Raw genomic sequence first — 20635 nt, forward strand, 5'->3', positions numbered from 1 at the left:
TTATCTGTCCAGCAAGCAGTTCTTGAGTAGTTCTTAAGCAGGGCAAGAAAAAACGCTTATTCCTCCTATGCCCCGTTCCCATGTTCCACATGGGAATGCATTCATTGAGGCTCTGACTCCATGTCTAATTGGAGGCAGAGCCTCTAATTAGCCATTCCCATGCAGAGCATGGGAACGAGAGAATCGAACTCACGTTAATTACGAGTTATTAATAATTTGTTTAACAACAGTAACAAAGCGTTCCATGTCAGCGTGGGTTATCGCTCCCATTGTCGAGACTCGGAAAATAGATTGAGCTAAATTTCCCTGTCCAGAATAAATTATATAGTCTCGTGCTTTGAGTTGGTCGTGAAATTCCTCATAGCTGAAACCCTCTGGCAAATAGTAGGCATTCAAGACAACGGATGAACTGCCAAGAGGAAGTAGGGGTTTAATTCCGATTGAGGCTAACCCGTCTCTAACTAAGCTAGCAAGTTGGTTGTAATGGCTGTGTCTGGCACTCCAACCCCCTGCTTCTGCCATTTCTTGCAAAGCTTCCGTTAAGGCATAAAATGTCTGTACTGATTGCGTAAAAGGTGTGCCGCCTCGGTCTTGCTGCTGGCAATAGGTTCCTAAATCTAAATATAAGGTGCGGGGGATTGTGGCTACTGACGGCAGTGCATCTCGTCGCAGGATGACAAAGGAGGTTCCGGGGACACCATGCAGACATTTATTGGCTGTTGCAGCGCAAGCGGTGATTCCCCAATCTGCAAAATTCAGTTCCTCGCCACCAAAACTGCTGACACCATCCACTAGTAATTGAATATGGCGTTCTTGACAAATTAACGCAAGTTCCACCAAATTATTTAGGCGACCGGTAGTAGTTTCGTGATGGACAACAGCAAGATGGGTGATATCGGCGTTTTCATTTAAAAGTTTGACTAAACCGTTGATATCTATTTCGGCATCCCAAGCATGGGAAAGTGTTATGTAATCAATGCTGTGGATTTTGGCGATTTTGGATAGTCGTTCGCCATATACACCGTTTTCAATCACCAGCAATTTCCCGTCTTTGGGGACTAGACTGCTGATCATAGCTTCCATCGCTGCGGTACCAGAACCTGTGAGGAGAACTGCTGCCCAGCGATCGCTTTCAAGACCATAAACTTGAAGTAATTGTTCGCGGATTTTGCTTTGAAGTTGGGAAAATTCTACTTCACGATGACACAAATCGGGACGCAACAGGGCGTTTCTGACGCGATCGCTCAAATTTACGGGGCCGGGATTTAGTAAAATCATTACAAAGAGACGCGATTAATCGCGTCTGTACAGGAGTTAGAATTTTATTGCCAGTCTGAACCAATATGTTTCATGAAGCGTTGCAAAACTGCTTCCGGGGTGAGGTTGGGTCGAGGTAGCTTTTCTAAAGTTCCGGGACGGATTTTCAGATGCGCGAATTTCGGTCTAATGTTGGTATCTGCGGTAAATAAGGCATCTAAAAGCGCTGGGTCATCTCCGGCTAATGTAACGCCATAACCGCACCCTTCGGCAATCTTGGCAAAGGAGATACCCGCAGAGACGGTAGCTTGTGCGCCTGTGGAATCATGGACTTCATTATCTAAGAGAATATGGATTAAATTAGCACCGCCATAAGTGCCGATGGTAGCAAAATTACCCATTCGCATTAGTGCTGCTCCATCGCCATCAATTACTACTACCTTCAGGTCTGGACGTGCTAAGGATAGCCCCAATCCCATTGAGGAAGCGCAGCCCATCGACCCGACCATATAAAGATGATTGGCGCTGTCTTTGCTGGCGAAGAGTTCCCGTCCAGTGTATCCGGTGGTGGCAATTACTACAGTGTTTTCTGGATCGGTAAGTTCAACAATCCGAGCCAAGGCTTCGCTGCGAGAAACGCGTTGTTCTTTGTGATCCCGAAAAAAGCTTTGCTGAATATGAGCGCTACTACTATTTTCTCGTTCGGGGATAGAAGAACGGGTGAGTGCATGGGGGGCGATCGCTCCTTTACGCATAATTAGAGCATAAGGACAGCGCTCTTGTCTCATGTAGGCTGTGGCTCTTTGCAGAACGGGTTCTATTTCTGCTGCGTTTGTGGGAAAAAATTCCCAAGGTATAGTCATTGTTTGCAGTAATTTATCTGTGATTTGCCCCATTAATTGATGTTGTGGTTCATCTTGCAACAGGCGATCGCCTCGCAAGGTACAAATCAGCAGCAGTGGAATCCGAAAGATATAAGTGAGGGACGTTAGCGGGTTAACAGCATTTCCCAAACCAGAGTTTTGCATCATCACCACCGCTGGTTTACCAGCAATTGCTGCTCCCGCTGCGATCGCTACAGCATCTCCCTCATTGGCTGCGGAGATATATCTAAGTTGAACGTCATTGATGACGTAGTTAATAAAAGGCGTGAGAAAAGAACAGGGTACGCCAGTGTACCAGCCAAAGCCAAGATTACGCGAAGCTTCTACAAATTCCTCTGCCTGAATCATAATTAAAAATTTACAGTAATTTTCAGGTATTTAGACGATTGAGATCGGGAGTGGGGAGTCGTCTTGAAAAGAAGTATCTGACTGGGAATGCCTAATGGGAGGCTTTGCCTCAAGATTTGCGGCAGAGCCGCAATGAAGGGCATTTCCAGCCTCTGGCTGGAAACGAGGTTTTAATGGGGTTTGGGCTTAAGTTGACACCAAAGTAGTAATGTTTCCTACCAACGTATTTGTATCATTAAAGTCAACTCGGAACTTCGACCTTTGAAATCGGAACTCTGACCTTTGAACTCGGAAGTTCGACCTTTGAACTTGGAACTCCGACCTTTGAACTCGGAAGTTCAACCTTTTAGCTCGGAAGTTTGACCTTTTAACTCGGAGTTCCGACCTTTTAACTCGGAGTTCCGACCTTTTAGCTCGGAACTTCGACCTCAGAACTCGAAACCTCAACTTCAAAACTCAAAATTTTAACCTCACAATACAAAGCGTCAAGCTTAGAACTCTTGTACAGACGCGATTAATCGCGTCTCTACTCCTAACTCCTGTACAGACGCGATTAATCGCGTCTCCCCTATTGCTTTAATTGAAAAGCAAGGTCAAGATCATCCAAAGAATTAACATCTAACCAGTTACCGCGAATATAAAGCACCTTGATTGGTTTTCCTTGCTCAATTAAATAATTGCATAATTCTGGCAAACCCAAACTGTTGAATTCCGGTCGTTTTTGTAATTCATCGAGTGCTTCACTCAGCCACTGTCTACCTTGACTCCGCAGACGCAGCATCCCAATCCAGCGTCCGCTAGATTTCCCCAATTGCGTTTGTGTTGTTTTAGAAATGTCCAACAGGTTGACATCCTGTCCAAAGAGAGAAAGATCGTCTGGAATTGAGCAATAAGCGTAGTCAGGTGAACCGCTAACAGACTTGCTGTTCGCCACAGAATCAACCACAGCCACAATTTCTCCGGGACATTCTAATAAATCCCGCAGGATGTAGCTTCTAAATAGTAAATCGCCGTAAAGCACCAGCATCTCGTCGCTGAAGTTGGTTTGAGCTACGGCTAAGGATGCTAATTCTCCCGTTGTTTCATAATCTGGGTTGCGGATGACTTTAGTCCCCGGAACATTAATAGTTTCTGCTTTGTAACCCGCGACAACAGTAATATCGTTGATGGCAAGTTTCTTAAATTTGTCCACCAACAACCTGAGTAGGGGTTTACCTCCAAGGGGTAACATCACTTTCGGTTTATCTTGCGTCAATGCTGCTAATTCTTGGCCTCTGCTAGCAGCCAAAACGATCGCTTGGGTATCGTGGCGTCCATTGTTAAAGTAGCGTTTTTCAGCTTCTATGAGTTCATCCGCCCCCTGTAGCCGGAAAATTTCTTTTACAGGCGCAATCTCATCTTCAATGTTGATTAAAGTTTCGCTGGCTTTGACTTCACGAGCGATCGCTTGCATACTTGCAACAGCAGCTCGAATCAGATGATTTGCCCAGATGACCAAATTCACTTCAGCTTTGCGAAAGACATCGGTGGGAGTACTGTAATATTTAGTCGGTATAATTACTAACGGGGAACGACCCGCCCACTCTTTGGCAAAGGCTAGCACTTGATCAGGACGCGATGATTTACTGTGAATCAGGATGGCGTTGGCTCCTGCGGCGTGGTAAGCTTCAGCTCGGCGCATTGCCTCTGAAAGATCCCACCCGGCAATCAAAGCTTCGAGTCGGGCGACGATGCAAAAATCTGGATCTGTCTGACTATCCTTACCTGCCTTAATTTTGCCGGAGAATTCATCAATATCAGCCAAAGCTTGGCGACTTCCATTGATGAAACTATTGGTTTTGGGAAAAAGCTTATCTTCAATACAGACTCCAGCAATACCCCGCTGTTCTAACTTCTTAACCAGCCGACGCATATTATTAAAGTTGCCATAACCAGTATCCCCGTCTAACAAAATAGGGATGCTGGTAACATCAGACATGAACTCCAGCATTTCCACAACTTGAGTCCAACTGGCTTCATTATTATCTCGAACGCCATATTGAGCCGAAAGGGCTAATCCACTCGCCCAAATTCCTTTAAATCCAGCCTCTTCCACAATGCGGGCGCTAATCCCATTGTGAGCTTCCATGATGAAGTCGAGTTGAGGCGATTCTAATAATACCCGTAGCTGGGCACACTTACTTAATTTGGCAGCGTTGACAATGGGTGCAAATATTTGATGCATCTATTCTGCTTTTTTCAACCTATATAATATAGCGGTTCTCAATTGCATGGAATACAGACCTAACAAGAACAGCCCCTTAAGAGCTAGCGTTGGGGAGTAAACCTCAAAGCCTCTCTCCTTTTAGGAGAGAGGAATGGAAGTAAGGTCAGACTTTAATACATCCATAGACGCGTAGCGGCTTCCCGCAGGGTACGATAACTGCTACAAATTAAAATATTTTCAGACATTCTCTACAACTTCTATCTGAGGTAAAATATCATTTTGGGCACGTTGAATATCCTGGGGAAAATCGATTTCGAGCCAAGGTAAACCAGTGATGTCTTCGTAGCCAAATTTTTCGGGAGTTTCTAATAGTAGATCCCGAATTACTTCTTCATAAGGCTCATCATGTCGTCCGTCAGCAACATATTGTTCTGTGTGAGTAGCAATCCGGTGAGCAGTAATACTTCCAAAACGAAAGAATCCCACTGACTCGCCGGCAAAATCATAAGCCAAACCAGGAGCTATTTGTTTACGAAACTCCACTAGATAATTATCTCTGACGCAAAGCTTCACGGGTTCATCTCCCGGTTCAAAATCTCGATCCAGTAAAAAGCAGTCGGGGATATTTGTCTTTACCAGTCGTTCGATGATGCGGCGATCGTACAAAACATCTGCATCCATTAATAATATGTCATCGCCAGCGACTAGATGCTGACGAACAGTCCAAAGGCTGATTACACTACCTTTAGTGTAGTCAGGATTATAAACTGTACTGACCCAATTTTCGGCTCCCAATGCTTTGATTTCCTCCTGAATTCTTTCTGCTTGGTAACCCACAGCAATCACTACTTCGTCAATCTGGTAATGACGGAGATAGTTCAAATGGCGCTCTAATAGAGATTTGCCGTTAAATTTCAGTAAGCATTTGGGTTGGATTTGCCCATCTTTACCTAAGCGTCGTCCAACGCCAGCAGCTAATATAATTGCCTTCATTGTCAAGTCACCAACAAAGCTATAACACCAGAAAATCTGGAAATTTTCCCGTATTTTATAATGACTGTTTTTTGCTCAAGACAATATTTGTTAATTAATTCTTAACATGGAAGAAAGATTAACTCTGTACCGCCTCAATTGCGAAACACCTGGCGAAAACCAAAATAGGCGATCGCATCTTTCATATTCGAGACAAAACGTTTTAACATACCCATGTTGGTGTCGGTGACGTACTCCAAAGTTAAGACAATGCGCTGTTCATTTTCACCCAAAGGAGTAACTCTGTGGTAAAGTTTGTCACCATTGAATAAGACTATAGTACCAGGGGTTAAGGAGAGCGATCGCGTTTGTGTCTCCCGTTCAGGAATATCCTTGTAAAGTTGATATTCCAGCTTACTGGATGAATTATCAACTAAACCAAGCAACACTGTATAGCGTTTCCCGCGATAGTAAGAGGTATCGTAATGATACTGAATATGGTCTCCAGGCTCAGTGTAATAGTACAGCGCGTAAGTATGGGGATCAGCATTAGGACAGGGAAGTAGTTTTTCTGCCGTAATTTTGTTGAGGAACTCAAAAAAAACATTGAGTTGATAAAACTCTCCGAAAATCGGAGCAAGGCTGTCTAAACTATAGCGGCTGATACTACCGCCCTTTTTATGATTGGGAATATAGTTGCGATTTATAGCAGGTTGCAAAGATGGCAAAAGCGCCAAAAACTTCTCGATGATGGAGTTAGGGAGAAAGTTTTCAACCACCAAAAATTCATTTTGAGCCTGAAACTCAGCTTGAAATTTCTGGTAATCAACAGCTGCTATAGCTTTATCAATTTCAGTTTGAAGCTCCATTGATAATTTGATACTAATACAAGATTGCAAAAATAAACATACCATTCACTCAACAAATTGTCCCACAATACCCACAACCTTAACATTTGCGTCTTTGCTTGATATTTGCTATTACACATATCATAATCTCTGCTTATATATGAAAAAGCCGCTTGCTTACTCTATCAAGGGGTTTTCAGGCTGCATGGATTCGTTTTACTTATCTGAGGAGTGTAACTCTATCCTTCATTCTTTACGCTGATTATAATTTCACTCTAAACTTGCTAACATGTTTAATAAATGCGATCGCACTTTTAAACTCAACATAATTTCTTCTTTTTACAAAAAGTTTTTTAGAAAACATCGCAACTACACATCGTTATTGTCTGGGGTTACTGACGTGTTAATAATCTTTATGTCAGGGGTTACATTAAAACCTTTTGGTTTTAATTGTTGAGATGATTTTTCAAATAACTGATTAATTCTATATCTAAGGTCTTTTTTTGAAAAGTTTATTATTACTTGAGTAACCGATTCAAGTAAGTCAGTCCATAAAGGATTATCAGAATATATTTTAAAAGTTTCAGTAACTACTTTTTCTTCTTTTATCGATGGTGCTATAACAATAAAAATATCATCCTCTTGTTTAATAGAGATATACATAGCAATTCCTGAAGGTGGCACTAAATTTTTATTAAAAAAGCTTTTACCACAACTACTAATATTAAAACCTATATTGGGTGCAGAAATCACTAATTTAAAACTAAAAAAACATTCATTATCTACAATAATAGCATCTTGAATAAAATTATAAGGAGCAATTTTAGAGCCTTTTTCATCAACAATATATATATCTTTTCCTGGACTACATTCAATATGTAAAGCGATTTTATCAATCAGTTCGCGGATAAAATCAAAATTTCTACCTACATATGCATAGGTATCCTCATAATCTTTGTTCACACTATCGACCAGATGTTGAAATATTGATTTGGGCATAATGATAAAACTTTTAGGAAAAAAATCATAGTATCATGTTGAAATGACACTTTGCAAGTAAGTACTAAGTTTAGGAGTGCGATCGCACTTTTACAATCAACCACTAACGAGTTATTCAAGAGAATTTGGGAAGAAAGCAGCAGGTAAAATCTGCAAAAATAAGTAATCAGGCGATACTTATTTTTTTAATATTAAAAACTGTAAGTTAGCAAGTGCGATCGCAAAATTTGATTATGCATTCAAGAAAGCTAAAAAGCCTGTTTTATTAGCTTTCTGCCCCATGCCCCGTTATACTAGTTTGATTCCGGCTGCGGGAGTGCCCAAAATTGCCAAATTACCCATATAGCAAAAGTTGGTGCCCCAATTGTAGCTGCCATTAGTAACGGCTCTAGTCCATGCAGTAAGGTAACTATGGGAAACAAATACAGCACGTCTTCAATGTCAAACCCGGCAAAATTTGGTTGACGGCTGGCGTCTTTACCTAAACGCTGTTCCATTTGGTTTCGCAAATGAAATATGCAAGCAACAGATACACCAGATACTATCCCCATTAGTAACGCCCACCAACCAAATTTTCCCTCCTTAAGACCATATCCAATACATACAAACAAAAGAATGTGGATGATGGCGTCACTAGCGAGATCATACTGATGTCCCCATTTGCTGCTTTTCCCACTCAAACGAGCTAATTCACCGTCCGTGTGATCTAGAAAGTTGGATAAAGCAAACAGCCCTGCCCCAATATTAGCCCAGATGGCATCGCCAACTGCGATCGCTACGGCAGCTGCCAACCCTGTCACAAGTCGCACTGTGGTGAGATGATTAGGGTTTACCCAACTGTCTTTTAGAGGTTTAACTAGCCAGTAAGCAAGTTGAGCATCCCAAGGCTTGGTAATCATAGATGAACTTGAATTTGATATGGTCTTTGAATACATATAACATTTACGATTACCACATCTAGCTAGAGATACAGATTTTTGTTTAATAACTGGTAGTTTTAGGATGTAGCGGTTCTTAGTTGAGTGAATTATTGAATGCTTTTAGCGAAGTCGTATTTACCTCCACGTTCAAGGGCGCGTTCGTAAGCAGGTCGTGCATGGATGCGCTCAGTAAATTGCTTAATCTTTGGTCGGCTTGAGATGAGTTCGGCTTGCATAGCGACTATTTCCAGAGGAAAGCTCATTTGGATATCGGCGGCAGTAAATTCTTCGCCTACAAACCATGTACTCTTATTAAGTTCACCTTCTATGTAGTCAAAGTGAAGCTTGATCTGGGGTGCGATAAATTCGTCGTTTACGCTGCTGTCTCCTATACCAAAATTATTGAAGACGAGGTTCATCACCAGAGGTGGCATTGCAGAGCCTTCGGCGTAATGCAGCCAATACGTATAGCGCAGACGCTCTGGCGTACCAGATGGCGGGATTAGCCGACCATTGCCGTAGCGATCCAGTATATATTCGATGATAGCGCCCGACTCTGCAACAGTGAGGTCTGCATCTGTGATCACTGGTGACTTGCCGAGCGGATGGATTTCACGCAGCGATGTTGGTGCCAGCATCGTTTTCTGGTCGCGTTCGTAGAACTTAATCTCGTATTCGATACCTAATTCTTCAAGTAGCCATAGCACGCGCTGCGATCGCGAGTTGTTGAGATGATGGACAACGATCATAATTGCTACTTTTTGATAATGGGATTGATAGGAGCTTTTGCTCATCTCAACGTATCATCAGTTCCCCCACTCTTCATCTATCTGCTGGTTTGTCTTGAGTCTTGTGGTGATCGCACCAAAGGCAGCTTTAGAAACGTGACCGAGACAATTTTAGATTTACGATGTTTGGATAATGGAATTAAAATCTAAAATCTAACTCATGTTACAAGCCTTTCCGTTCACGGAGATAAAAACAAAAAATCATCATTACAAGCGTCTTCTTTATAAGGAGAGGTTAATTCCAGAATCTAAAATTCAAAATCCAAAATCCAAAATTAGGTGACCGAGGAGTAATTTAGCCTAGTTTGTGCCTATTCCTCTTGCCATTATTGCTGCCAATAACGGAATCAAACCAAAAAGTGACCAATAATTCAGATTTTCATTGACTACGAACCCACAATCATTAGCAGGGAATGCAATAGCAATCCCTGGTGATTCCAGCTTTGACTCAGAAGAATTGGCTGGTATCAGCTTTGTTGTGGCCTTTGTTTTAAAGTTTGATGGTTGTAGATGAATATAGGAATAATCGAGCCTTACAGTAACGGGTTTTTAGAAGTTATACCAGAGGGTGAAGACAGCGATTATTGGCAGATTGCAGCTATACACATCAATGGCCAAGCTTACTGCCCTACCCCTCGGCTTTATCGTTCAGAAAGAGTGGCATTAGCAAAAGCTACGCAAATTTATGATTGGATAGCTGACCACGAAGGAGAAATTAGTAATGGGGCTTGCAACTGCCCTGAATTGAAACTTATCCTATGGCAGCAACCAAAAGTATCTTAGTTGCGCTGCGTTTTCGAGATTGTCCAGAAATGCTTTATTGATCAGTTAGTTGATTCGCTAATTCTAGTGTGGACGGCGATCGCTCCTCACCCCATCAGTATAATTTGTGCAGCTGTATGAGGAATTGAAGAAGTTTTGCTTGTAGCGATCGCCTCATCACCCTAAGCATCCAGCCAAAAGGTTTTTTGTTTGGGGTAGGATACGGGGGAGGGATTAGAAGTGGGGGGTTAATTCGCGGCGACAAATTGGCGAAAGAAAAGTTGCTGCTAGGGAGAGCGATCGCTTCTTACGTGCAACTCGCTTGTATTTTCTAAAAGCGATTTTTCCTCAGTAATAACCTTAACAGTCTTTTACCGTATTTTTTACAAAGCAATTGTATAAATTTTGATTTTTATACTGAACTATAAAATCACACTTTTCACTGAATATGAATTCAAGTTGAGCTAAGTAAACGCTAAAAAATCAGTGTATTTACTTACAAATAGTAATTAATTATATTATAAATTTAAAATTATGGGACAAAACACTTCACATCGCTCAGTTTTACAAGGTTTGATTACCAGTGCAATTGTTATCGGGTTTGATTTAACTACTCGTTCCTGGGTAACATCTGCCAGTGCCACATCTGTTTTTGAAAGTTTACCTTCCTTAGATGGAGTGCTTTACACCGATAATATGACACTTGCTGATGCCAGTATTGACTTTGGTAATATCGTGCATCGTCAACCGATAGCAGTACTTAAACCAGGCTCAATAGAGGATATTATTCAAGTTATTCAATTTGCTCGGACTCACAAGCTCAAGGTTGCCCCACGCGGTCAGGGTCACTCTACCTACGGTCAGTCACAAGTAGAAGCAGGCATCGTCATTGATTTAAGTCCGCTCAACAAGATTCATTTCATTGGTACAGACCGAGCAATTGTTGATGCTGGAGTGGTATGGAGTCAGTTATTGCAACAAACGCTTGCTATGGGATTAACACCGCCCGTTCTCACTGATTACATCGAGCTTTCTATCGGCGGTACTTTATCAGTGGGGGGTATTGGCGGTGCAACTCATCGCTATGGTGTGCAAGTTGACAATGTTTTAGAACTGAAGGTGATAACTGGTACTGGTGATCTCGAAACTTGCTCACTGTTGTACAATCGCAATCTATTTACAGCAGTACTAGCAGGGCTAGGTCAATGTGGAATTATTGTACAGGCAACTGTTAAGCTAATTCCCGCCACTACCAATGCCCGTGTATTTCAGTTGTATTATGACGATTTGGCTAGCTTTACTCGTGACCAATGCGAAATCATAAATGATCAGCGCTTCAACTATGTAGAAGGTCAGTTAGTTTCTAATAATGCTGGTGGATGGCGTTATCTGCTAGAAGTGGCTAGCTTTTACAGTCCTCCAAGCATACCTAATAACAGTTTGTTACTTGCGGGGTTAAACTATACTCGCGGTACAGAACAAATAGAGGATAAAACTTACTTTGATTTTCTCAACCGTTTAGCTCCTACAGTTGCCCTTTTCAAATCTATTGGTGTTTGGTCAAATCCTCATCCTTGGTTAAATCTGTTTGTACCCAGTAGTGCAGTTAACAGTTTTGTTGGTGAAGTCGCTGCCACCTTAACCCTAGCTGACACTGGTCAAGGGCCAATTCTGCTGTATCCAGTTAAAACTAAACGCTTCGGGCTACCCAATTTCCGGGTTCCGAACCAAAAGGTTGTGTTTCTGTTTGCCCTATTGCGAACAGTAGTACCACCAGATGATTCTGTAATTACAAAAATGCTCAATGATAATCGTAGACTCTTTGAGAAAAATCGTGATTTGGGTGGTTATCAATATCCTGTAAACACCCTGTCCTTCTCCCATCATGATTGGCAGCAGCATTTTCGTCCGGTTTGGGGAAATTTGGTAAGTGCAAAGCGACGTTACGATCCAGATAATTTACTAACGCCAAGTCAGGGCATTTTTGCAAACTGTTAGCCCAAACTTTTCTCTATATGAGACGCTGAACGCGAACGCTTGTATATTTTTAGCTGAGATACTCAGTCTTAGTGAGGAGCAATATAGTGGTTCTCAATTGCATGGAATACAGACTACAGACCACTCGTAAGGGCACAGCAATGCTGTGCCCCTACCATGTGTTGCATCCAAACGAGAATTGCAATAGAAGTGAAATAATAAATTAGTATGCCTTGCTAAGAGATACAGCCATGACCTACACCATGCACGACGGTCTAGAAGTAGCAAAGCTTGCTGCTAGTGACATGGAGACAAGGCTTTGCTCCAAACCAGATTGAGATTCTAACTGACTTGTAAAATGTCAACCGCAAAAAATCCCTCCATCCTTATGACTGTAAAAATCCAGACCGAAAAAGACTTTTTTACTGTAAGCACTAATATAAATATCAATCAAGAAACAGAAAACGAAAAAGTTTTATGTTCTCATTGCCAGCGCACAGCTACGAACGGTATTAAATGTAAAGGAATTTGTGTGGCTGACAATGACTATTAAGGGATGATTTTCTGACAACGCATAGGCTCGTGGATTGTGTGAACGGATTGCGAGGCTTGATCACTAAGCTGAAAATTTTCCCTCATATTACGTTAGGAGAGTATTGCTACTCTCCTTTTTTTCACTGGGCTTGATACAGAAAAATAAATATTAAAGCTTCAGATAACATATAAAATATGTAGTGTTATACCAATTTAAAAAAAGAATGCGACAAATAGACCATTTGTAGAGACGCGATGAATCGCGTCTTCACTCAAGGATGTGTTGCAATCATTAATTGAATTGGTATTAAATAAAATTTTTTATCCAGGATAAAAATATGGAAAACAATCAAGAATACCATATGTCCTCAGATGAATTTCGTCATTGGGGATATAAAACTATTGATTGGATAGCTAATTATTTAGAAACAGTAGAGCAACTGCCTGTTTTATCTCAAGTAGAACCTGGAGACATTAGAGCCAAACTACCAGAAACAGCCCCGGTAAAAGGAGAGTCTTTTGCAGACATTTTACAAGATTTAGATGAAATCATCGTACCAGGATTGACTAATTGGCAGTCTCCAAACTTTTTTGCTTTCTTTCCTACAGGTATTTCTGCACCATCAATTTTAGGAGAATTAGTCAGTGCGGGACTTGGAGTTCAGGGGATGTTGTGGGCAACTTCTCCAGCTTGCACTGAGTTAGAAACTCATGTTTTAGATTGGTTGGTAGATATGTTGGAACTTCCCTCGCAGTTTAAATCTTCGACCACAGGAGGAGGAGTAATTCAAGACTCAGCCAGTAGTGCTTCTTTAGTAGCTTTGATAGCAGCTAGAGAACAGTTAAAAGCAGATATTAATCAACTGGTTGTCTACACTTCTATTCAAGCACACTCTTCAATTGAGAAAGCTGCCATTGTAGCGGGAATTAAGCGAGACAATCTCCGTTTAATTGAGGTTGATGCTGATTATAGAATGCGTCCAGAATTACTACAACAGCAGATTATTTCAGATATTGAATCTGGGTTAATCCCTTTTTATATTGCTGCTACTGTGGGGACAACCTCATCTCATGCCATAGATCCATTAACAGAAATAGGTGCGATCGCTCAAATACATAACATTTGGCTCCATGTTGATGGCGCAATGAGCGGTACAGCAGCTATATGTCCTGAGTATCGGTGGATTCATCAAGGATTAGAACTAGCAGACAGCTATTGTTTTAATCCTCACAAATGGATGCTAACTAATTTTGATTGTACCTGTTTTTATGTGAAAGACCGAGCCAAACTAATTCATGCATTATCTATCATGCCTGAATTTCTCAAAAATCAAGCTAGCACGTCTGGTAAAGTTATTGACTATCGAGATTGGCAGATTTCTTTAGGACGTAGATTTAGAAGTCTTAAACTGTGGTTTGTAATTCGGCACTATGGTATAGAAGGCTTACAGCATTATATTCGCAAGCATATTGCTTTAGCACAACAATTTGCTGAATGTGTAAAATCTCATCCTAGTTTTGAACTGGTTGTAAATCCCCCGTTAAATTTGGTATGTTTTCGCCATAAATTGGGTAATGCAATTAACCAAGAAATCATTAACAATATCAACTCTTCGGGTAAAATCTATCTTACTTCCACTAAGCTTGAGCAAAAATTAACTTTAAGAATGTCAATTGGACAAGCAACCACAGATAAAATACACGTACAGCACGCTTGGCAATTAATTTGTGAAACTGCTGAGAATATAGAAAATCATTAACTCATTTTTGGCCACATACGCTCAACAGCTGTAGCAATCCGATTTGATTGCGTGAAAAAATCTAAGTATATATTAGGGGAGCCAGCCGTCTGGTGTTAGCGCAGCGTTAGCGACGTAGGAGCGTCGGCAGTCCGGTCTTCTCCCAAAGGGAGACGCCAAGGGCGATGGGGGTTTCCCCCAGGAGGAACTGCCGTGCATGGTTTCCCGACTTGAGCGGACTGGCGTTGTGTTATCGCCCTTGAGTACGGCACCTAGAATCAGAGGTGGTGCGTTAGCCTTTGGCATAACGCACCCTACGTATATTTCAAAAATCAAATATCAGTCCTATAAACCATTAAGTATACGTTGAGCGTGCAGCTTGTCTGTTGGCTGCTAGCGTGTAGAAGACAAGCACGGAATACAGCATTAACGTGCTTGTTTTTCAGAAATTTTCCGTATTTACCTTACAAGGTTTCGGTGGACTCACCAGGCTTGAGTACAATCTTGATACAGTTGTCCTGCTTGTCCTTGAAAATTTGGTAGCCGTGCGCTGCTTGATCTAGCGGCAGACGATGGGTAATCACGAACGATGGATCGATATCGCCATTTTGAACGTGATCGAGCAACGGACGCAAGTACCGATGAACGTGTGTTTGTCCCGTTTTCATCGTCAAGCCTTTATTCATGAAAGCCCCCATAGGAATCTTGTCTACAAAACCAGTGTAAACACCGGGAACGGACACAGTGCCGCCTTTGCGACAGGCAACGATCGCTTGACGCAGCACATTGGGGCGATCAGTCTCTAGACGTACTGCTTGCTTGGCCTTGTCATAAAAGCCTTCCAAACCCAAACCGTGAGCTTCCATGCCCACCGCATCCATTACCGAGTCGGGGCCACGCCCACCCGTCATTTCTTTCAGGGCTTCACCCACCTCGACTTCTTCATAGTTGAGGATTTCTGCCCCACCTTCTTTTGCCATCTGGAGGCGTTCGGGAACGCGATCAATTGCAATCACCCGCTCTGCACCTAGAAGAAAGGCGCTTCTAATCGCAAATTGCCCTACTGGGCCACAGCCCCAGATCGCCACCGTATCTCCAGGCTGGATGTCACAGTTCTCCGCAGCCATGTATCCGGTGGGGTAGATATCAGTCAGAAACAAAACCTGTTCGTCTGTCAGCCCATCTGGAATTTTGAACAAACCAACATCGGCAAAGGGAACGCGGGCATATTCAGCTTGACCTCCTGCGTAGCCACCTGTCAAATGAGAGTAGCCGAAAAGACCCGATGGGGAATGACCCAGCATTTTTTCTGCCATCCAAGCGTTGGGATTGGAGTTATCGCACAGCGACCATAAATCTCGATTGCAGAAGAAACATGATCCGCAGGAAATAGTAAAGGGGACAACAACGCGATCGCCTATTTTTACATTCTTGACAGCCCTCCCCAACTCAACGACTTCTCCCATGAATTCATGACCCAGGATGTCGCCCTTTTGCATTGTAGGATTGTAGCCGTCATAAAGATGTAAATCAGAACCACAAATCGCCGTTGACGTGATTTTAACAATAGCATCACGCGGATTAATAATTTTGGGATCGGGTACGGTTTCGACCTGCACATTATGGGTACCTTGCCAGCAAACTGCTTTCATATGTTGAAATTTCCTGAAGTTAAGTTGTTTGTTAATAGTGAAATGCATCTACCAGGACTTTTGTCAATTACCTTTCGGTGAAGCCGGGTTCACCGCAGTAGAACTGGTTGAGCGTCAATGCGGATGCGGAATAGCGTATAGGGCTTCTGACGCAGGTCTTTTCCTTTTTGGTATTTAGCCTGACGATGCAACTGGTTTGCAGTAACGTCATCTGTGGGCAACTTCTGTAACTGAATAACCATGAGTAATATTTCCTAAATAAGGCTAGGATTTGCCTGAAAGGTCAGCAGCATGAATCAGTTTTGCTTCGGACATAATGATCAAATTTCTAGTTTTGAGATCCGCTAAATTGGTCAGCGAACGCTTTGAACTCGACAGCATCGTGACTACAGAACAGGCGCACGCCCTTATTGCGATCGCTCGATAACGCGTGTAGCCGATCTTGATTGAACAACCGAGCCTGGCGATCCACCTCCATCATCCACTGGTAAGCACGCAAACCTGGCGTACAGCGTCTTTTGGATGAATCCATCTCGTGCCGATAAAAGTAGGCGTCGCCTGCATGTAGAAGCCAACCCTCTGGTGTATCAATGGCGATACCAGCATGACCCCGCGTGTGACCAACAAGCGGGATAAAGAGAATCTCAGGCGGTAGTCCGTCGAGGTCACGTACTGCTTCAAAGCCGAACCAAGGTTCGCCTCCCGCCGAATAATACTTCCAGTGCTTAACCTCGTCCCACTGTTCTGGACGATAGCGCCTTTTGGCGATGAAGCCGCGCCGATCCTGCGCGGTTTCAATCTCTGTCTGCATTACATGCACAGTTGCTTCCGGGAAATCTTCTAGACCACCAGCATGATCGAAATCGAGGTGAGTAAGCACAATATGACGCACATCTCGTGCGGAAAATCCCAGCCGCTCAACTTGCTCAAGTGCGGTATATTTTTTATCAAACTGGATGCCATTGAAATGAATGAAGAACGGACTGAGGCGGGAGTAAGGGGACTTGATATCGCGCAGTCCGAAACCAGTATCAATCAGAACAAGTCCCTGCTCTGTCTCGACAAGCAAACAGTGGCAGACGAGGTGAGCCGTTGGGCCCCGACTGAAGCCATCGAAGAAAGCCCCACCAATCGGGCACATGCAGCCGCAATTGAGATGATGAATTTGCATGAATCCTCCGTTACGACTCTGATTCCTCAGAACCAGCCTAAATGTGTGAGATTGCCGACTGCACGATTAACTTCGCTGATGCTGTTAGCCCAAGCGATGCCTACGACGGGCTGCGCCAACGCCCTCTATTTCAAAACAGTGCCAACTGAGCATATTCGATTGATTACGTGTAAATTACTCGTTGCCTGATCCCGGCTCAGTGAGCTTGCGATGCAGTTCAGCACTTACGGTATCAGGTAAGACCTTGCTCACTGTGCCCAGAATCTTCGTCTTCAGTGAACCTGCGATGATCTCATGCTTACCTGCCATCAAGGCATCGAAACCCTGCTTGGCGACCTCAGCTGGATCGTCCTTTTGATCTGCGCCTACCTTGGTGTCGTCCATATCCGCACGCTGGAAGAAGTTGGTATCGGTGGGTCCAGGCATAAGCGCGGTGACAGTCACGCCCGTATCCTTCAACTCGCTGCGTAGCCCCTCTGAAAAAGAATGCACAAACGCCTTTGAGGCAGCGTAGACTGTCTCAAACGGGCCAGGCATCAGGGCGACGATCGACGATGTGAAAAGGATTCGACCCTTGCCAAGCTCAACCATATCCTTTACAACTAATTTGGCAAGATGGACAGAGGACACAACGTTCAAATTAATCAGATTGAGTTCTTCCTTCAGGTCGGTTTCACGAGCGAAGTCGCCGCTAACACCGACACCCGCGTTGATGGCGATCGCATCCACTGGTCGGCCAGTCGCTTTAATCTGATTGTAGAGCGTCTCAACACCATCATAGGTAGCCAGATCAGCCTGCACCGTCTCAACCTGAGCACCTAGATCCTTGAAAGCTTGAGCAGCTTCATTGATACTCGATCCGGTGGCTGTGACTAGAAGATCAAAGCCGTTTTGGGCAAACTGTTTGGCAAGTTCGTAGCCAATACCGTTTGAGGCACCCGTCACGACAGCAAGCGGTCGGGTCAAAGAACTGTTCATAACCGTTTGTTCAAACTCCTATATAACTGCTCCACGCTCGTAAGTCTTGGCAAGCTTCTATCTCACTACCAGACCGTCTGCGTGGACTGTAGGCTTTCAATTCTTATAATTTTAGGGCGGCCGCAGTGTAGTTACGTCTTTCGCAGGAAATATCGCTCCTGTGTCTTTAAGGTTACTTTTATAGAGTTTTGGATATATTTTTAACCTTCATTTAGTCGAACAGACTGTGCTTTACTTCTACCTCTGGCAAACCTCAGATTTTAAGGGACTAAGTACGGTTTTGCATAAAATCGTATCGTTTTTAAATGCAGAGGGACACATTGCCATTGTAGAGGGATGCATTGGCATTGCAGAGGGACGCATTGCCATTGCCAAATTTAATTCGCTACGAATTAATGAAATGCTGTACTAATAACATTTTTTTGTGAGGCTGCGCCAAATTTTCTTGGCTTCTTATTTCTTTCTTTCTTTCTTTGCGTTCTTTGCGTTCTTTGCGGTTCGTTCCTCATATATGGCGCATCTTCATACAGAATTGGTATTAGCCCTATTTGCAACAAACTCCAACTCTGTATTATGCGTGAGCTATCAAATTTAGATGTAGCACTTGTAGCAACCGATGGTTAGTACCTAATATTGACAGTTAACTACGAACTTTGGTGAGGATTTTTTGAGAATAAAAGGAAGCTGATTCTTCATTTTTGGCACAATCTTGGGCAAACTTAATCAAATGGTGTCCCACAAGTCCAACGTGAATCAAGTTTTCAATATCACCCGCTTTCAGGGCTGGCTTAGCCATTTTCCAAAAAGTCTGACGATAGTTACTAAATATGCCTATCCGCAGCAAAATATTCCCTAAATAAGTTAAACCTTTGCGAATATTAGCCCCAGAAGTGCGAGCTGGGCTGTTTGGTACTTCGATGCGGTTTGGGTAGGTGTGTTCCATATTGTAGGCGAACCGCTGATATAAAAATTCTGGCTCATAAGCTGTTGTAATGCAGCGCCGCCACATCTCAATAACTTGCTCGTAGGGCATCAAAAATTCAACATTTGATTCGCGGCTTTCATCAAAGACAATTCGTCCTTCTGCTTCTAACCTCCGCCATAAAGGAGTTCTAGGTAAAGCATGAAGGAGGTTAATTGTCAACATGGGAATTTGGGATGCCCGGATAAATTCGATAATTCGGTCTGCTGTTTCTGGTGTATCTGTATCTAACCCGATGATGATTCCTGATACTACTTCCATGCCATAGCTATTTAAAATCTGAATCGCTTTTAAAATCGGTAGACTCAGATTTTGGTCTTTGGAAATAGCATGGAGAGCATTTGGTTCAGGTGTTTCAATGCCGCAAAAGACTGTGCAGAAATAAGCTTCGCGCATCATTTCTAGCAATTTTGGACTTTGAGCTAGGTTGAGCGTTGCTTCACAGGCAAACTGGATGGGATAACCATTGCGTTTTTGCCAGTCAATCAGGTGAGGAAGCAACTTCATGGCGGCGCGGCGATCGCCAACAAAGTTATCATCGACAAAATACACTGCCCCCAAATTCCCAGATTGTCGCATTGCATCTAGCTCCGCAACTACTTGCTCTGGTGTTTTCATCCGGGGACTGTTGCCGTAGAGTTCTGGAATATCACAAAACTCGCAGCGATAAGGGCAACCACTGGAAAACTGGACATTTGCCAGGAAATAATCATTGATATTCAGCAAATGATAAGCTGGAGTGGGAAACTCTGTGAGGGGCAAACGTTCCTTGGTTTCAAAGCGAATTTGCGCTTGGGGACGTTCCAGGTTTTGGTCGAGATATTCGATCATCCGATCGTTTGCATCTCCTAATTCACCCAAACTTAAAATGTCAAACTCAGGATAATATTCTGGACACCCAGATACCGAGGGGCCACCCACAACTGTGATTTTGCCGGCTCGATGGGCAAGTTCATTAATTTGATTAATCTGTGGTTTCTGGATATGCATTCCACTGACAATCACCACATCAGCCCATTGGTAATCAGCCCTAGTTGCTGATTTGACATTCTCATCAATAAACCGCACTTCCCATTCTTTAGGTAAGTAGGCAGCCACAATTAAAATACCTTGGGGTGGCATAAAAGCCCGGACATTACCCATAAGTGGGTAGGCGTGATGAAAAGTACCAAAAGAGCGGCTGTATTTAGGAAAGATACACAGAATGCGTCGATGGTGCAAAGGAACGTAGCGGGTTCCTTGATTGACAGGAGCGGTTTTTGAATTGGCCGCGACATTAATTTGTTGATCCAAAGACTTCATATTCACAGTCATCGCAAATTTCACCCCGGAAAACTGAGCAGCTAAGACAATCTACTGGCAGAATCAGTTGTAAACCTTATCTATGTTGAGAACCGTAGTTTTTGTCCTCACCCTAAATCCCTCTCCCAAGTAGGGGGAGAGGGACTTCTTTCCGGCTCCCCTTCTCCCAATATTGGGAGAAGGGGCTAGGGGATGAGGGTTTTTTCTTTTCATACGGAAAGAACTACAGTTTTCAAGGTGGACGCGGTTTAATTGCAACTAGCTTACCGTGATATTTCAGAAGTTTTTAACTGTAAAATATAAAATCTCCCCTAAA

19 protein-coding genes are annotated in these 20635 nt (G+C 43.1%); 5 read left to right on the plus strand and 14 right to left on the minus strand.

Annotated elements, in window-relative coordinates:
• Positions 1-198: 198 nt before the first annotated feature.
• From Q0541_RS17435 to Q0541_RS17470, 8 genes are all read right to left on the minus strand, one after another.
• Positions 199-1278 carry a 2-aminoethylphosphonate aminotransferase gene (locus Q0541_RS17435; RefSeq protein ID WP_298912537.1) on the minus strand — a complete coding sequence of 360 codons (1080 nt, stop codon included), beginning with the start codon at positions 1276-1278 and terminating at the stop codon, positions 199-201.
• Between the two features lie 44 nt (positions 1279-1322).
• Positions 1323-2489, minus strand: coding sequence for a phosphonopyruvate decarboxylase (gene aepY, locus Q0541_RS17440; RefSeq protein ID WP_298912540.1), 1167 nt, complete (start codon positions 2487-2489; stop codon positions 1323-1325).
• Between the two features lie 568 nt (positions 2490-3057).
• Positions 3058-4713 carry a phosphoenolpyruvate mutase gene (aepX, locus tag Q0541_RS17445; RefSeq protein WP_298912544.1) on the minus strand — a complete coding sequence of 552 codons (1656 nt, stop codon included), beginning with the start codon at positions 4711-4713 and terminating at the stop codon, positions 3058-3060.
• Between the two features lie 219 nt (positions 4714-4932).
• Positions 4933-5688 carry a phosphocholine cytidylyltransferase family protein gene (locus Q0541_RS17450; RefSeq protein ID WP_298912548.1) on the minus strand — a complete coding sequence of 252 codons (756 nt, stop codon included), beginning with the start codon at positions 5686-5688 and terminating at the stop codon, positions 4933-4935.
• 134 nt (positions 5689-5822) lie between these two features.
• A complete protein-coding gene (locus tag Q0541_RS17455; RefSeq protein WP_298912550.1) occupies positions 5823-6536 on the minus strand; it encodes a 2OG-Fe(II) oxygenase in 714 nt (237 codons plus the stop codon).
• Between the two features lie 348 nt (positions 6537-6884).
• Positions 6885-7514 (minus strand): hypothetical protein, encoded by a 630-nt coding sequence (locus Q0541_RS17460; RefSeq protein ID WP_298912552.1) that lies wholly within the window; start codon positions 7512-7514, stop codon positions 6885-6887.
• A 293-nt stretch (positions 7515-7807) separates the two neighbouring features.
• The gene (locus Q0541_RS17465) at positions 7808-8413 is read right to left on the minus strand and encodes a CDP-alcohol phosphatidyltransferase family protein (protein WP_298912553.1); all 606 of its coding nucleotides are present in this window, start codon (positions 8411-8413) and stop codon (positions 7808-7810) included.
• 128 nt (positions 8414-8541) lie between these two features.
• Positions 8542-9228: a glutathione S-transferase gene (locus Q0541_RS17470; protein WP_298912556.1), complete on the minus strand. Its 687-nt coding sequence runs from the start codon at positions 9226-9228 to the stop codon at positions 8542-8544.
• A gap of 504 nt (positions 9229-9732) precedes the next feature.
• Here Q0541_RS17470 and Q0541_RS17475 point away from each other — a divergent pair.
• From Q0541_RS17475 to Q0541_RS17485, 3 genes are all read left to right on the plus strand, one after another.
• Positions 9733-10005, plus strand: coding sequence for a hypothetical protein (locus Q0541_RS17475; protein WP_298912559.1), 273 nt, complete (start codon positions 9733-9735; stop codon positions 10003-10005).
• A gap of 513 nt (positions 10006-10518) precedes the next feature.
• Positions 10519-11982, plus strand: a complete 1464-nt coding sequence (locus tag Q0541_RS17480) for an FAD-binding protein (protein ID WP_298912562.1) — start codon at positions 10519-10521, stop codon at positions 11980-11982.
• Between the two features lie 851 nt (positions 11983-12833).
• Positions 12834-14255: a pyridoxal-dependent decarboxylase gene (locus Q0541_RS17485; protein WP_298912565.1), complete on the plus strand. Its 1422-nt coding sequence runs from the start codon at positions 12834-12836 to the stop codon at positions 14253-14255.
• 72 nt (positions 14256-14327) lie between these two features.
• Here the strand turns inward: Q0541_RS17485 and Q0541_RS17490 are convergent, their stop codons facing one another.
• From Q0541_RS17490 to Q0541_RS17505, 4 genes are all read right to left on the minus strand, one after another.
• Positions 14328-14540, minus strand: a complete 213-nt coding sequence (locus tag Q0541_RS17490) for a hypothetical protein (protein WP_298912568.1) — start codon at positions 14538-14540, stop codon at positions 14328-14330.
• Positions 14541-14698: 158 nt separating this feature from the next.
• Positions 14699-15886 carry a zinc-dependent alcohol dehydrogenase gene (locus Q0541_RS17495; protein ID WP_298912571.1) on the minus strand — a complete coding sequence of 396 codons (1188 nt, stop codon included), beginning with the start codon at positions 15884-15886 and terminating at the stop codon, positions 14699-14701.
• An 89-nt stretch (positions 15887-15975) separates the two neighbouring features.
• On the minus strand, positions 15976-16128 hold the full coding sequence (locus Q0541_RS17500; protein WP_298912574.1) for a hypothetical protein: 153 nt from the start codon (positions 16126-16128) through the stop codon (positions 15976-15978).
• An 86-nt stretch (positions 16129-16214) separates the two neighbouring features.
• A complete protein-coding gene (locus Q0541_RS17505) occupies positions 16215-16955 on the minus strand; it encodes an MBL fold metallo-hydrolase (protein ID WP_298912577.1) in 741 nt (246 codons plus the stop codon).
• A 15-nt stretch (positions 16956-16970) separates the two neighbouring features.
• On the opposite strand from Q0541_RS17505, the gene Q0541_RS17510 reads away from it, so the two are divergent.
• On the plus strand, positions 16971-17246 hold the full coding sequence (locus Q0541_RS17510; protein WP_298912580.1) for a hypothetical protein: 276 nt from the start codon (positions 16971-16973) through the stop codon (positions 17244-17246).
• Here the strand turns inward: Q0541_RS17510 and Q0541_RS17515 are convergent.
• Positions 17232-18035 (minus strand): SDR family NAD(P)-dependent oxidoreductase, encoded by an 804-nt coding sequence (locus Q0541_RS17515; RefSeq protein WP_298912585.1) that lies wholly within the window; start codon positions 18033-18035, stop codon positions 17232-17234. The two genes, Q0541_RS17510 and Q0541_RS17515, sit on opposite strands and share 15 nt — an antisense overlap.
• A 226-nt stretch (positions 18036-18261) precedes the next feature.
• On the opposite strand from Q0541_RS17515, the gene Q0541_RS17520 reads away from it, so the two are divergent.
• Positions 18262-18447 carry a hypothetical protein gene (locus tag Q0541_RS17520; RefSeq protein WP_298912588.1) on the plus strand — a complete coding sequence of 62 codons (186 nt, stop codon included), beginning with the start codon at positions 18262-18264 and terminating at the stop codon, positions 18445-18447.
• A 228-nt stretch (positions 18448-18675) separates the two neighbouring features.
• Here the strand turns inward: Q0541_RS17520 and Q0541_RS17525 are convergent, their stop codons facing one another.
• On the minus strand, positions 18676-20331 hold the full coding sequence (locus tag Q0541_RS17525; protein ID WP_298912596.1) for a B12-binding domain-containing radical SAM protein: 1656 nt from the start codon (positions 20329-20331) through the stop codon (positions 18676-18678).
• Between the last annotated feature and the right edge of the window lie 304 nt (positions 20332-20635).

The organism is uncultured Nostoc sp. (assembly GCF_937863485.1).
In the GTDB taxonomy this organism is placed as follows: Bacteria; Cyanobacteriota; Cyanobacteriia; order Cyanobacteriales; family Nostocaceae; genus Nostoc.